General features: G+C 64.2%; 11 protein-coding genes. 6 read left to right on the top strand and 5 right to left on the bottom strand.

Going from position 1 to position 13,174, the window contains the following annotated elements:
- Nucleotides 1-5 precede the first annotated feature (5 nt).
- Nucleotides 6-1,454, top strand: coding sequence for a glycoside hydrolase family 32 protein (locus JMY29_RS15065; protein ID WP_189075318.1), 1,449 nt, complete (start codon nucleotides 6-8; stop codon nucleotides 1,452-1,454).
- A 105-nt stretch (nucleotides 1,455-1,559) separates the two neighbouring features.
- Here the strand turns inward: JMY29_RS15065 and JMY29_RS15060 are convergent, their stop codons facing one another.
- Genes JMY29_RS15060 through JMY29_RS15050 form a run of 3 tightly spaced genes read right to left on the bottom strand, consistent with a single transcriptional unit; the run spans nucleotide 1,560 to nucleotide 3,889 of the window.
- Nucleotides 1,560-2,609, bottom strand: a complete 1,050-nt coding sequence (locus JMY29_RS15060) for a LacI family DNA-binding transcriptional regulator (RefSeq protein ID WP_055971451.1) — start codon at nucleotides 2,607-2,609, stop codon at nucleotides 1,560-1,562.
- A gap of 60 nt (nucleotides 2,610-2,669) precedes the next feature.
- A complete protein-coding gene (locus JMY29_RS15055; protein ID WP_189075317.1) occupies nucleotides 2,670-3,263 on the bottom strand; it encodes a DUF2510 domain-containing protein in 594 nt (197 codons plus the stop codon).
- Nucleotides 3,260-3,889, bottom strand: coding sequence for a DUF2510 domain-containing protein (locus JMY29_RS15050; RefSeq protein ID WP_026267033.1), 630 nt, complete (start codon nucleotides 3,887-3,889; stop codon nucleotides 3,260-3,262). The genes JMY29_RS15055 and JMY29_RS15050 overlap by 4 nt, the downstream gene beginning before the upstream one ends.
- 103 nt (nucleotides 3,890-3,992) lie before the next feature.
- Between JMY29_RS15050 and JMY29_RS15045 the strand changes: the two genes are divergently transcribed.
- The 5 genes from JMY29_RS15045 (at nucleotide 3,993) to JMY29_RS15025 (ending at nucleotide 11,448) form a co-directional block, all read left to right on the top strand.
- The gene (locus JMY29_RS15045; RefSeq protein WP_055971462.1) at nucleotides 3,993-4,586 is read left to right on the top strand and encodes a hypothetical protein; all 594 of its coding nucleotides are present in this window, start codon (nucleotides 3,993-3,995) and stop codon (nucleotides 4,584-4,586) included.
- 60 nt (nucleotides 4,587-4,646) lie between these two features.
- On the top strand, nucleotides 4,647-5,666 hold the full coding sequence (locus JMY29_RS15040; protein WP_189075316.1) for an o-succinylbenzoate synthase: 1,020 nt from the start codon (nucleotides 4,647-4,649) through the stop codon (nucleotides 5,664-5,666).
- Nucleotides 5,667-5,741: 75 nt separating this feature from the next.
- Entirely contained in the window at nucleotides 5,742-7,832 is a 2,091-nt protein-coding gene (locus tag JMY29_RS15035) for a PhoX family protein (RefSeq protein WP_189075315.1), read from the top strand.
- A gap of 809 nt (nucleotides 7,833-8,641) precedes the next feature.
- Nucleotides 8,642-10,342 (top strand): 2-succinyl-5-enolpyruvyl-6-hydroxy-3-cyclohexene-1-carboxylic-acid synthase, encoded by a 1,701-nt coding sequence (gene menD / locus JMY29_RS15030; RefSeq protein WP_189075314.1) that lies wholly within the window; start codon nucleotides 8,642-8,644, stop codon nucleotides 10,340-10,342.
- 152 nt (nucleotides 10,343-10,494) lie between these two features.
- Nucleotides 10,495-11,448 (top strand): hypothetical protein, encoded by a 954-nt coding sequence (locus JMY29_RS15025; RefSeq protein WP_189075313.1) that lies wholly within the window; start codon nucleotides 10,495-10,497, stop codon nucleotides 11,446-11,448.
- A gap of 118 nt (nucleotides 11,449-11,566) precedes the next feature.
- Here the strand turns inward: JMY29_RS15025 and JMY29_RS15020 are convergent, their stop codons facing one another.
- Nucleotides 11,567-12,361 carry an amino acid ABC transporter ATP-binding protein gene (locus tag JMY29_RS15020; RefSeq protein ID WP_018776842.1) on the bottom strand — a complete coding sequence of 265 codons (795 nt, stop codon included), beginning with the start codon at nucleotides 12,359-12,361 and terminating at the stop codon, nucleotides 11,567-11,569.
- Between the two features lie 11 nt (nucleotides 12,362-12,372).
- Nucleotides 12,373-13,164 carry an amino acid ABC transporter permease gene (locus JMY29_RS15015; protein WP_189075312.1) on the bottom strand — a complete coding sequence of 264 codons (792 nt, stop codon included), beginning with the start codon at nucleotides 13,162-13,164 and terminating at the stop codon, nucleotides 12,373-12,375.
- Nucleotides 13,165-13,174 lie beyond the last annotated feature (10 nt).

Below are 13,174 nucleotides of genomic sequence, written 5' to 3'. Positions count from 1 at the left end.
TTCCGTTGACGGACCTTGCCCTTGACTCTCTCTCCTCAGCTACGACACATCCGGATGCGGCGTTCCCGCGCTTCCACCCGCGGCCGGCGCAGGGCTGGATCAACGACCCCAACGGCGTCAGCTACATCAACGGCCGCTACCACGTGTTCTTCCAGTACAACCCGGACTCCGCCCGGCACCAGCAGATCCAGTGGGGACATGTCAGCTCCCCGGACCTAATCCGCTGGGAAGAGCACCCGGTTGCACTCGTTCCCCAGGCCGGTGGACCGGACTCCGCCGGGTGCTGGACCGGCGTGGTGACGTCCGACGAAGGAGTGCCCACCGCAGCCTACTCGGGCGTTCAGGACCACGGAGGGCATTCGCAAGTTGTGATCGCGCGCGGCTCCTCGGATCTGGTCACGTGGGAGCAGGACGGGCACGTTGCCGTGTCCATGCCTTCCGACCCGCTGGTTACCGCCGTCCGCGACCCGTTTATCTTCCACTTCAACGGTGCCCGCTACGCCATGCAGGGAGCCGGACTGGCAGACGGTCGGGCCGCCTTGCTGCTCTACACGGTGGAGTCCCTGGACGACTGGAAGTACCAGGGGATTTGGCTGACCACGGCTGACCCCGTAGCGGCTGTCCACACACCGGCTGAGATCTGGGAATGCCCGCAGCTGGTGCAGGTACCCGCATCTTCGGGTGGCTCCGCATGGGTCATGATGTTCTCGTTGTGGCTCTCCGGGGACGACCACGAGCACGCGAACGGCGTGGGCCACCTGATCGGTTCCATGACCTCGGATCCCGACACCGATTTGCCCGTTTTCGCACCCGTGTCCGGCGGCAAGTCCGATCTCGGCCGGGACTTCTACGCTCCGCAGATCATGCAGCTCCAGTACGGTTCCGCTGATTCTGCGCCTGCGGCTCTCTTGTGGGGATGGGCCAACGAAGGCCCCGGACGCGACGGCCGGCGTGGCCGCACCCAGGAAGAAATCGACGACGCCGGGTGGTCGGGTGTCCTGACGCATCCTCGCGTCGTGTCGGTGGTTGACGGCGCGCTGGCAATCACTCCTGCGCCCGAGGTTGAGGCTTACCGGGGCACTGCCGTGGCTTCCGGTGCTGGCGGACCCGTGGCGCTTCCGGGGTTCGCCGAGGTGCTGGTTCGAGGTGCTGTGTCTGATTCCGGGTCTTCGGTGGCTGGGTCTTCGGTGGCCGGGGCCGGGTCTTTGGGGGCTGGTTCTTTGGGGGAGGTGCAGTTGGTCCTTGGTTCAGGGGATAACGCACAGGTGGTCTACTCAGGTCCCTTGGCCGGGGAGCTGCGGATCTTCATCGATGCATCCCTGGTGGAGGTGTACCAGTCCGGGACCGTGGCCACCACCCTCCGGGCCTACCCGGCTCCAGGGGAAGGCTGGACCCTCAACTTCCCCGACGGCGCGACTGCCGAGGTCTGGGAGCTGGCGCTGCCCGCCAAGTAATCCTTCACATTGCGGGGCCCGGTCTGCGGTCTATCCCTGTCTTTTGGGGCGCAGATCGGGCCCCGCATTGTTGGGCCTCGCAATGCACGGGCCTCATTGTTCAGCTCAGTGTGGTGCCGGGCCGGTCGACTCACGCACCACCAAGCGGCAGGGGACCATCGTCTCCATGGTGCGTGCCGCCGTCGTGCCTTCACCGCCCTCGATGGTGTCCAGCAGGGTGGTCATGGCCGCGCGGCCGATTTCACGCAACGGCAGGGCCATGGTGGTGAGGGCCGGGACCATGGTGTCCGCGATGCGGGCTTCGTCGTCGTAGCCCATGATGGACAAGTCCCGGGGGACACTTAGGCCCAAACGGGCCGCGGCGAGGGCGACGCCGACAGCCAAGCGGTCATTTGCGCACATGATGGCCGTCGGGCGATCAGCCGGGGACACGCCGTCGAGCAGTTTCATTGCGCCGTGGTAACCGGCATCGATGTCCCATCCCGCCATGAAGACCCGCTCGTCGCGGAACGGAACTCCGGCCAAGGCGTGGGCATCCCGGTATCCCTGGACGCGGAGCGGTGCTGCGGGAGAATCCTCGGAGCCGGCGAGCAGCGCGATGTCCCGGTGCCCCCATTGCAGCAGATGCTCCGTGGCCTCCCTGCCGCCGGTGATCTCGTCGGGAATGACGTGGTGGAGCTGCGGTTGCGGATGTTCGTCATAGCAATTGGCCAGCACGGACGGTATGCGGAGCATCCCCTGCGGGATCTCGATCGGTTTCAGGCCGACAGTGACGTACATGAGGCCGTCCACCTGCCGGTCCAGAAGCGTCTCGATTGCGCTCGCATCCCGGGCAGTATCGCGCTCGGTGTCCATGACGAGAGTTACGAATCCACGGCTGCGGGCGATGTCGTCCGCCCCGCCGATGATGTTGCCGTCGAACGGGCTCACCACTACTTCGTCGGACAGGATGCCGATAACCCTGGACCGCTGGTTCCGGAGGCTCAGCGCGATGGCGTTGGGGGAGTAGTTCAGCTCCTTGGCGGCCTGTCGGATGCGGTCCTGGCTCTCCTTGGCCACGTTCCCGTCACCGCGCCCGTTGAGCACCAGCGAGACCGCGCTCCTGGAAACCCCCGCCCTCTTGGCGACGTCCAGTGCGGTGGCCTTGCGGTTCATGGGCTTCCTCTCCTGCCGGTTACTCAGCAGTCTACCTAACGCGTGTGAGGGTGCGGTCTGTCAGGTTGGGTAGCCCAGTTCTGAGAAAACAGCCTGCATGAAAGAGAGCGATTTGAGGGCACCTGCAACCAAGTAGAGACCCCACGCTGCAACGATGACTGCGATTGGCCAGCGTCCACGGCGTGGGCCCACCTTGTGGAGGATCACCGCCCTGCCGATGACATAGGGCACTCCGCCAAGAAACGACCACGCCCAAGGGAAAGGGCGCACGACGCCGCGGCGGGCAAGCCATCTGTAGTCAAAGGCAGCGAGCAGCACGGTTGCACAGTAGGTAACGGCCAGCGCGATCAGGATCAGGAAGTAGGTCGTTGAGAAGACGTAGCCGGGATCGATGGAGGCATAGCCGCTGCTGTTAATGTACGGACGGACCTCCACACTCCACGACAGCATCAAGGCGCCCAGGCCGAAAGGCAGGCAGGCGATGAGCCAGACGAAAGGGTTCTCAACGCCCTGGTCTTTGCCAAGCAACGGGCGTTGGGCGGGCGTCGGTTGGAAAGCGGGCGGTCCCACGCGGTCCGTCCAACCGGTGCCGTTCCACCACCGCAAACAGCGGGGATCAGCCGGGTCGGGATACCATCCCGGCGCCGCCGTCACGTGGTGACCGAGTATCCGAACTGCGAGTACATCGACTGCATGAAGTTGGACATCCAGATGCCCGATACCACCAAGCTGATCACGAACACGGCAATGGTTGCCCAGATCGGCCACAAGCCTCTCTTGGGGGCGACCTTATTGACGATGACCGAACGGCCAATCACGTAAACAACGGAATTGAGGAACGCCCAAGCCCAATGGAAAGGACGCTCGACGCCGGACTTCAGCAGGCGCTGACGGTCCAGGTACGCGAAGAACACCGACAGTCCGTAGGAGACGAAGCCCGACCCCATGAGCAGGAAGTACGCCGGGGTGTAAATGGAGAAGGGATCAACGGTAGTGACGCCCTGCCGGGTGGTGATCATCCTGAATTCCGGCTGCCAGGTCAGCATGAAAATGACCGAGACAAGCGGCAGGAACGTGATGACCCAAATGAAAGGGTTGTACACAGGAGTTTGCGCACTTATCTGCGGACGTGGCTGAGGAACCGGCGCCTGGTACTGCATGGTGCGCGGAGCCTGCTGGGCAGTCCACGCAGTGCCGTCCCACCAGCGCACGAACCTCGGGTCCGAAGGGTCGGGGTACCAGCCGGCAGGAGTTGTGGAACCGGGCATTGATTGAGTCATGTTTCCCCCACGTTGTGTTGTGACTTCGAGAATATCGCGGTTGCCGTCTCTCGGTTATCAGGCGACCTTCCCCAGAGGTTATGTGGCGGTGTAAGCATGAATAATGAGCTTCTTTGACGACCTCCCCGAGCCCCCTGTCCGGCAACCCCTGACACAGCCGGCTCAGCCGGAATGGTCGGGGCCGCCGTCGGGCGAACTGCCCGGTGTAGTGTCCCCCGGCGGCTTTGTACTCCGCGGTGCCAACGCGGTGGTGGCCCTGAAAATGGTGGAAGTCTTCTCTACGGGATGCCTCTTGGACCTCGTATGGTGTGTTCGGCGCTCAAACGAATCCGACCAGGAGTGGCGGGACGTCATGGAACGGAGCTTCCAGCGGCCCGGGCTGCCGGGAATCATGATCGGGGCAGGGCTCCCGGACGGGCGCAAGGCGTTTGCCGGGGCAACAAGGCCATCCATGTTCGAAGGTTCCGAAGAGGTTACGGGGCCGGTTCTCGTGGAATGGGGAGGTGCCGGCGGCAGTGCCGGGGATCAGCAGGCAGAAGGCTCTGCACGGTATTGGCTGTGGCCGTTGCCTGCAGAGGGGGAGCTGAAAATCGTTGCAAAGTGGGATAACCAAGGGTTGGCCGAAAGCACCTTGACAGTTCCCGGTGAACGGTTGGCAACGGCACGGGAAGAAGTGCGCGGGTACTGGTCGGAGTAGTTGTCCACATAGCCCGTTCGGCTTGTCCTGGGCCGAAAAGGCCGCCGGTACAGTGGCACTATGCCTGTTCGCCTTCCTGATCTCCAAGAACTTCTCGATTCCGCCTACGTCGTCTCGTTGCCCATGCGCGTGAAGTTCCGCGGCATCATGGAGCGCGAGACCCTCCTGTTGCGCGGACCGCTCGGCTGGGGAGAGTTCTGCCCTTTCCCGGAATACGACGACGACGAATCCTCCCGCTGGTTGGCGGCCGCCTTGGAAGCGGGCTGGCTTGGGTTCCCGGAAGCGTTGCGGGACGCAATACCGGTGAACGCGACGGTCCCCGCGGTTTCGGCTGACCGCGTCCCGGAGGTACTCGCCCGGTTCGGTCGCGTAGATGCAGTCAAGATCAAAGTCGCTGAAAAAGGACAGCAACTCGCCGATGACCTGGCGCGGGTAGTTGCCGTGCGCGAGGCCCTTCCCGATGCCGCCATCCGGGTGGACGCCAACGGGGGCTGGGACGTGGACCAGGCAGTGGACGCGCTGGGGAAGCTATCAGCTGTCGGCTTGGAGTATGCAGAACAACCCGTGCCGACCATTGACGGCCTGGCGGAAGTCCGCCGCAGGCTTTCTTCGGCGGGAACACCGGTCCTCATCGCCGCGGACGAGAGTGTTCGCAAGGAAGATGATCCCCTGCGCGTGGCACGGGCCGGCGCCGCCGACCTCATCGTGGTCAAGGTTGCCCCACTCGGAGGAGTACGCCGCGCCTTGGACATTGTCCAGCAAGCCGGGCTGCCCGCCGTCGTCAGTTCCGCAATCGACACCTCCGTAGGTATCCGGGCGGGCCTTGCCCTCGCGGCTGCCCTTCCGTCGCTGCCGTACGCCTGCGGTTTGGGCACCGTTTCGCTGTTCGCGTCGGACATCACCGTGGATCCCCTGGTGGCCGACGACGGCGCCATCCGCTTGCGGGACACGGCCGCGGATACCGGGCTGCTTGAGCAGTACGCAGCTTCGGCGGAGCGCCGGGACTGGTGGCTGGACCGCCTGCGACGCGTCCACTCCGTCCTTGCCGGGAACCAGCACCGTTTGTTCACCGAGTCTTAACCGGAGGGACCTCTCAGCTTTGGATTCCGCTGAAAGGCTCAGCGGGAACCTCGTACACACTCTGGAAGGTCCCCCATGTCTGAAACCACCGGACGCACGTTTCCGCTGCTCCCCATGCTCGGCCACACCAAAGGCAAGCGCAGCGCCGTAACCTGCGCACTCAAGTGTGACAATGCCTGTGCCGGCGATGTCTGCAACACCAGCGCCAACGGCTACTTCCGGGACATCGCCTCCACGGCCATGTCCCGCCGCGCCGCCCTGGGCCTCGGCGCGGCAGGTGCGCTCGCCGTCGTTCTTGGTGGTGCCGTAACCGGTGCTGACTCTGCAGTCGCCGATTCGGGCAACGGACTGTCCAACGCGGCCAAGAAGGGCTTCGAGAAGTCCAAGCTTCAGTTCACGGCCATCAAGCCGGTCGACGCCGCCGTCGACGCTTTCACCGTTCCCGAGGGCTTCGGCTGGAACCCCATCATCCGATGGGGAGACCCGCTGTTCGCCGACTCACCGGCTTTCGATATCACCAAACAGACAGCTGCCGCCCAGGCCCGTCAGTTTGGTTACAACAACGACTACACGGACATCCTGCCGATCCCTGGCTCCAAGGACCGCCGTGCCGTTCTCTTCACCAACCACGAGTACACGAACGAGAACATCATGCTGCCGGTCGGCTTCGACGCAGCAGAAGCCCGTGCCATCGGCCGGGCCGCCCACGGCCTGGCCGTCGTGGAGCTCGAGCGCAACAACAAGAACAAGCCGTGGAGCTACGTCCAGGGTGCTGCCCTGAACCGGCGCTTCCTCACCGAAACTGTGTACGAACTGACCGGTCCCGCCGCCGGTACCAACCTCGTCAAGACCATTGATGATCCCGCGGGCCGCTGGATCAAGGGCACCCTGGGCAACTGCTCCGGTGGCACCACGCCGTGGGGCACCATCCTCTCCGGCGAGGAAAACTTCAACGGCTACTTTGCGACACCTGGAACCAGCGACGCGGACAAGCGCTACGGCCTGTCCTCGAAGCCAACCACCCGCCAGTGGGAGCTCGACGAGCCGCGTTTCGACACCCGCAATTCCGGCTACGCCAACGAAAGCAACCGCTTCGGCTGGATCGTGGAAGTTGATCCGTTCGACCCCACCTCCACACCGAGGAAGCACTCCGCCATGGGCCGCTTCAAGCACGAGGGCGCCAACGTCATTCTTGCTCCGGACGGCCGCGTTGTTGCCTACATGGGCGACGACGAGCGCTTCGACTACCTCTACAAGTTTGTCTCCAAGGGCAAGTACCAAGCGGGTGACTCCAAGGCAGCACGCAAGAACAACATGAGCCTGCTCTCCGAAGGCGACCTGTATGTCGCCCGCTTCACGGGCGACTCGCCTGCGGCCGAGATTGATGGCACCGGCAAGGTCCCCGCCGACGGAGCCTTCGATGGTTCGGGCGAATGGTTGCCCTTGGTTGTCGGCGGCGCCTCAGCAGTTCCCGGTATGTCCGTGGCAGAAGTTTTGGTGTACACGCGACCGGCAGCTGACAAAGTCGGCCCCACCAAAATGGACCGTTGCGAAGACGTTCAGCCCAACCTGCGCACCGGCAAGGTCTACGTGGCCTGCACCAACAACTCGGACCGCGGCAAGGCAGGCAAGGAAGGGGCGACCGAGGTCAACCCGCGCACCCTCAACCGGGATGGCCACATCGTCGAGATCACCGAGGGCAAGGAGCAGACCGGCACCAAGTTCAACTGGACCCTGCTGCTGGTGGCCGGTGATCCCGCCAAGAACAACTCCACGTACTTCTCCGGATTCCCGGCCAACAAGGTGTCGCCGATTTCTTGCCCGGATAACGTAGCGTTCGACTCCGTCGGCAACCTTTGGATTTCCACCGACGGCGCCCCGTCCACCATCGGCTACAACGATGGTTTGTTCAAGGTCACCTTGGAAGGTCCGGAGCGCGGCAAGGTAGAGCAGTTCCTGGCCGTTCCCCGCGACGCCGAAACGTGTGGCCCGATCGTCCACGACGAAGAGCGCACCGTGTTTGTCGCGGTCCAGCACCCGGGTGAGGAAGGCACGTTCGACGCGCCCCACTCATACTTCCCGGACTACGTTCCGGCCGGAGCCACCCCGGCCGCCGGCGCGGTTCGGGCACCCCGCCCTTCGATCGTGCAGGTGTTCCGCAAGTAACTGAAACCCCGAAACGCTCCCTTACCTCCTGGAGGTAGGGGAGCGTTTCTGCACCCCCCAACGCTTGCTCACGTCCCGGGTGTTTGGTCCCGACGCTTGCTCACATCCCTCGGGTTTGATTCGATCGGTCGCTCACATCCCTCGGGTTTGGTTCGGACGCTTGCTCACATCCCTTGGGTTTGGTTCGGACGCTTGCTCACATCCCTTGGGTTTGATCCCGACGCTCGGTCATGTTCCTCGGGTTTGGTTCGGACGCTTGTTCACATCCCTTGGGTTTGGTTCGGACGCTTGCTCTTGGTTCCCGATAACCACGGATCCACCGCTATTCCGACAGCCCCATTGGGACGTCAACGAAGGTCCCGCCAAACACCCGGGGCGTGAGCAAGCGTTTGGTGGGAAGGGCACGGGGAGTGAGCAAGCGTTTGGGGGAAACGCACGGGTTGTGAGTGAGGGAGAGGGGGAAGCGCACGGGTTGTGAGTGAGGGTTGGTGGGAAGGGCGCGGGGCGTGAGCAAGCGTTTGGTGGGAAGCGTCTGGAATGTGAGTGAGGGTTGGTGGGAAGGGCGCGGGGCGTGAGCAAGCGTTTGGTAGGAAGGGCGCGGGGAGTGAGCAAGCGTTTGGTGGGAAGCACCTGGAATGCGAGTGAGGGCTGGTGGGAAGGGCGCGTGGCGTGAGTGAGGGTGTGGGTGAAGGGGCCGGGTTGTGAGTGAGGGTGTGGGTGAAGGGGCCGGGTTGTGAGTGGGGGGTGGGGGAAGCGCCCGGGATGTGAGTGCGCGTTGGGGGGACTGCAGCCCCCAATAGACTGGAGCGGTGACTTCACAGGACTCTCTGACTTCCATCGCCGCCGCCCGGATCGCCGTTACTGCATTGCTCGACGGCGGCGTGCGGCACGCGGTGGTGGCCCCCGGTTCGCGGTCGGCGCCCATGGCCTACGCCCTCGCCGAGGCAGAAGCCGCGGGGCGGGTCCGCCTTCATGTCAGGATCGACGAGCGGGACGCCGGCTTCACCGCCCTGGGCCTGGCGCTCTCCACGGAAGCCCCGGTCGCGGTCCTGACTACCTCGGGCACAGCCGTGGGGAACCTCCTTCCCTCTGTGATGGAGGCCAACCACTCGGCCGTTCCCGTGGTGGTCATTTCCGCCGACCGTCCCGAGGAACTGCACGGTACCGGGGCGAACCAAACCACCATCCAACTGGACCTTTTCGGCGATCACGTGCGCTTCGCCGTCGACGTCGCCGCGGGGGACAACCCGCAGAAGGCAGTTGCCACTGCACTGTATGCAGCCACCGGTGCGCTGGAGGACACGCCGCCAGGTCCGGTCCAGGTGAACATCGCCTTCCGCGATCCGCTGACGCCCGAGACCGGGGATGCCCTGCCGGATACGCAGGGACACGGCGTGTTCCATTACGACGCCGGACCGCGGGCTTTGGAGCTTCCGGCAGCATCCAGCGAACTTGCCGAGCGACGGACCGTGGTCCTCGCTGGCCATGATGCCGGACCGGTGGCGGAGGCCTTCGCCCGGGCTCACGGCCTTCCCTTGCTGGCAGAGCCGTCCTCGAACGCCCGCTTCGGCCCCAATGCCGTTGGTCCGTATCGCGTGCTGCTGGAGCACTTTGGTCCCGGTTCACCCGCTCCCATCGAGCGCGTTGTCCTTTTCGGCCGGGCCACCCTGTCCCGCCCCGTTGCAGCACTCCTGGCCCGCGAATCGGTGTCATCTGCGATCTACCAGCCTGTCCCGGTCGCTTGGTACGACGCTGGCCGACGCCGCGAAACGCCCATCGAAACCCTCCCGGAACTGGCCGCTTTCGCCGGCCGCGGCCCGACTGAATGGCTCGATACCTGGCTTCTCGCCGGCGCCGCGGCCCAACATGCACTGGATGGCGTGCTCGCGGCGGAGAGCCTTGCCAACGGCCCGTCCGTAGGAGCCGCCGTTTGGGAACACTCCCGCGGCCAACTCGTCCTCGGCTCCTCCAACGGCATCCGCGACGTGGACCTCGCAGGCCAACCGCATCAGGGCCCGATCGCCACCGTGTACGCCAACCGTGGCCTCGCCGGCATCGACGGCACCATCGCCACAGCTACCGGAATCGCACTTGGCAGTGGACGCGAAACCACCGTCCTCCTGGGCGATGTCACCTTCCTGCACGACGCCGGGGGCCTGCTCCTGGGCCACGGTGAGCCGGTGCCCGACCTCCGCATCGTGGTGCTCAACGACTCCGGTGGCGCCATCTTCGCCCTCCTCGAACACGGCGCCGTGGAAGACTCAGGCGCCTACGGCACCGCCGTCGAACGCCTCTTCGGTACCCCGCACTCAGTGGACATCGCGGCACTCGCGGCGGCGTACGGCGTCGGGCACCAAGCAGTAAGTACGACGGCGGAACTCGCCGACGCACTCAAGTCGCCCTTGAAGGGTCGCACCATCGTGGAGGTACGCGTGGACAGGGCGGGTCTGCGCGGACTCCATGCCCGGATCAAGGAAGCCATCAACGCCGCCGTGGGCCACGGAAACTGAGGCAGGCCACAGACACTGACGGGGGCCACCCAAATTTGGGTGTCGTCAGTCCGTTTTCCGGGCACTCAGCAGTTTGCGTGGCGAGCGGTGGGTTGTCCACATAGGCCAACTCTGCCCTCGTACCGCAGAAGCGTCCCACGAAGACTGTTGGAATGCGAAGGCTCCCCAAACTCATTCTCGCCAAGGACCTGTCCATCCTCGGAGGCAATTCCAGGCCATTGTCCATGGATGCAAAGGCCGGGAAGCTCGTGCGCATCAGGCACGGTGTCTACGTCGATGCCCCTCAATGGCAGAAGCTGGAGAGCTGGGAGCGGTACGCCCTGAGCGTGGAAGCGGCAGCCGAGTGCTTAGCGGCTTCGACCATCTTCTCGCACCACTCGGCGGCGTCGATTCACGGAATCCCCACTATCCTGCGCCACCAGCCTGTTCATGCCCTGACGACTTACACCGGAGGAGGCCGTTCGCGTGCGGGGGTGAGACGCCACTTGGTAGCCGCAGGAAGCGAGCGGGCCCAGGAAGTCAACGGCTTCCTGGTCACAGACAGGATTCGGACCGTACTGGACATCGCCGCGTCGGTTCCGTTTGCCGAGGCCGTTGTCCCGGTGGATTTCCTGCTGAACAGAAAGCGAAACGCCCAGCCTGTGACCAAGGAGCAACTCTTGGACGGCATCAGCGGGACTTACTCCAAAGCAGCGGCCAAGCGAATCACAGCGGCGGTAAAGTTTGGTGCCGGAAACTCCGGTTCACCCGGCGAATCCTATGCCCGCGGCTTGATGCACGTCCTCGGATTCGAGACTCCTTTGCTGCAGTATGCGGTGAACACCTCAAGGGGAACCGTGTACACGGACTACTACTGGGAGGGGCTTGGGTTGGTTGGAGAATTCGACGGCCGCGAAAAGTACATGAAGCCGGAGTACTTGCAGGGACGTACGCCTTCGCAGGTCGTGATCGAAGAGAAGGCCCGCGAAGACGCCATACGCGCCGCCGGCCGAAGAGTGTTCCGGCTGGTGTGGAGCGACCTGACGGTGAGCAAGCTGGAACGCGTGCTTGAGTCAGCCGGGGTTCCCCGCCGTCGTCGTGCTTCTGCAGGCCACCCAAATTCGTAGGCGAACCGGAAACGGGAGGGCGACACCCAAATGTGGGTGTCGCCCTCCCGTTCTTGTGGCGCCAATCAATATGCGCGGCGCCAGCGGCGTCAGCGGCGCCGGCGGCGCCAGCGAAAAGCTACGCTTCCTCGACGCCGATGTGCGTCGGGTCAAGGACGCGGCGCAGGAATTCCTTGGTACGCGGCTGGGTGGGGGCGCTGATGACGTGCTCCGCCGGCCCTTCCTCCACGACAACGCCGGCGTCCATGAAGACCACGCGGTCGGCCACTTCGCGGGCAAAGCCCATCTCGTGGGTGACCACCAGCATGGTCATGCCTTCCTGGGCCAGCTTCCGCATGACCGCAAGGACGTCGCCCACGGTTTCAGGATCCAGTGCAGAGGTGGGCTCATCAAAGAGCATGAGCTTCGGGTCCATGGACAAAGCGCGTGCGATGGCCACGCGCTGCTGCTGGCCACCGGACAGCTGGTCCGGGAAACGGTCGGCCAAGTGTCCCAGGCCAACGCGCTCAAGGTTGTGCCGCGCAACGTCGGCGGCTTCGGACTTGGAGCGCTTGAGCACTTTCATCTGCGAGATTGTGCAGTTCTCCAGCACGCTGAGGTGCGGGAACAGGTTGAAGTGCTGGAAGACCATGCCCACGCTTTGGCGCATCTTGTTGAGGTCCACGTCGGGGTCGGTCGCTTCGAACTCGCCCACGTTGATGGTGCCGGCGTTGGGGTGTTCCAGCAGGTTGACGCAGCGAAGAAGGGTGGACTTGCCCGAACCCGACGGTCCGATCAGGCACACAACCTGGCCGGGTTCCACGGTCAGTGAGATGCCCTTGAGGACCTCGTTGCTGCCGTAGGACTTGCGCAGGTCTTTGATGTTGACGCCGGCGGCGCGAACGGTGGCCGTGCTCCCAGTGGAGTTATTCATGACTGTCCTGCCTATCGCTTGGTCCGCGCGGAGCGGCTTTCGAACTTCCTGGCAAGGAGGCTCAAGGGGATGGTGATGACCAAGTAGAAAGCACCTGCCGCGAGCAGGGGGGTGAGGCCCGCGCCGAGGCTGGAGATGCCGTCGCGGCCGAACTTGGTGAGCTCGTACTGGGACGCTGTGAGGCCCAGGACGTAGATCAGCGAGGAGTCCTTGGTGAGCAGGATGATCTCGTTGGTCAGCGGGGGGAGGACGATCTTGAAGGCCTGGGGAATGACGATCGAGACCATCGCACGCCAGTGCGGCATACCCAGTGAACGCGCTGCTTCCATCTGGCCCTTGGGCACGGCCTGCAGACCGGCGCGCAGGGTTTCAGCGATGTACGCAGACGCCACCATGCCCAGGGAAACCATGACCACGATGTTGACGTCCCACTGCACACCGAAAGCCAGGGGAACACCGTAGCCGAAAGCGATGAAGACCAGCAGGGCAGGGACGCCGCGGAAGAACTCGATGTACCCGGTGGCGATCCAGCGGTACAGGGGGAAGGAAGAGAGCTTCATGAGGGCCAGCAGGAGGCCGCCCGACAAGCCCACCACGAAGGCCAGCGCCGTGTAGATAAGGGTGTTCTTGAGGCCAACCAGGAAGATATCCGGGAACATCGGCCCGATTTTGGCGAAGTTGAAGACGCTGGTGCCGATCGTCTTCCAGTCCACAGCAAGGATTACTGCGGCCAGGACCACAACGAATATCCCGGCCTGGACGTACAAACTGACTTTGGCTCGTTGACGTGCAGTCATTGCCATGGTGTTCTCA

It is taken from the genome of Paenarthrobacter nicotinovorans (assembly GCF_021919345.1).
Lineage (GTDB): Bacteria > Actinomycetota > Actinomycetes > Actinomycetales > Micrococcaceae > Arthrobacter > Arthrobacter nicotinovorans.
This window is presented reverse-complemented; position numbering and strand designations above follow the sequence as displayed.

Coding starts and splice junctions, on each gene's coding strand:
- JMY29_RS15060 (WP_055971451.1), bottom strand. CDS start 2,609: ATGAACCGCAAGGCCACCGCACTGGACGTCGCCAAGAGGGCGGGGGTT.
- JMY29_RS15050 (WP_026267033.1), bottom strand. CDS start 3,889: ATGACTCAATCAATGCCCGGTTCCACAACTCCTGCCGGCTGGTACCCC.
- JMY29_RS15045 (WP_055971462.1), top strand. CDS start 3,993: ATGAGCTTCTTTGACGACCTCCCCGAGCCCCCTGTCCGGCAACCCCTG.
- JMY29_RS15040 (WP_189075316.1), top strand. CDS start 4,647: ATGCCTGTTCGCCTTCCTGATCTCCAAGAACTTCTCGATTCCGCCTAC.
- JMY29_RS15035 (WP_189075315.1), top strand. CDS start 5,742: ATGTCTGAAACCACCGGACGCACGTTTCCGCTGCTCCCCATGCTCGGC.
- JMY29_RS15025 (WP_189075313.1), top strand. CDS start 10,495: ATGCGAAGGCTCCCCAAACTCATTCTCGCCAAGGACCTGTCCATCCTC.
- JMY29_RS15020 (WP_018776842.1), bottom strand. CDS start 12,361: ATGAATAACTCCACTGGGAGCACGGCCACCGTTCGCGCCGCCGGCGTC.
- JMY29_RS15015 (WP_189075312.1), bottom strand. CDS start 13,164: ATGGCAATGACTGCACGTCAACGAGCCAAAGTCAGTTTGTACGTCCAG.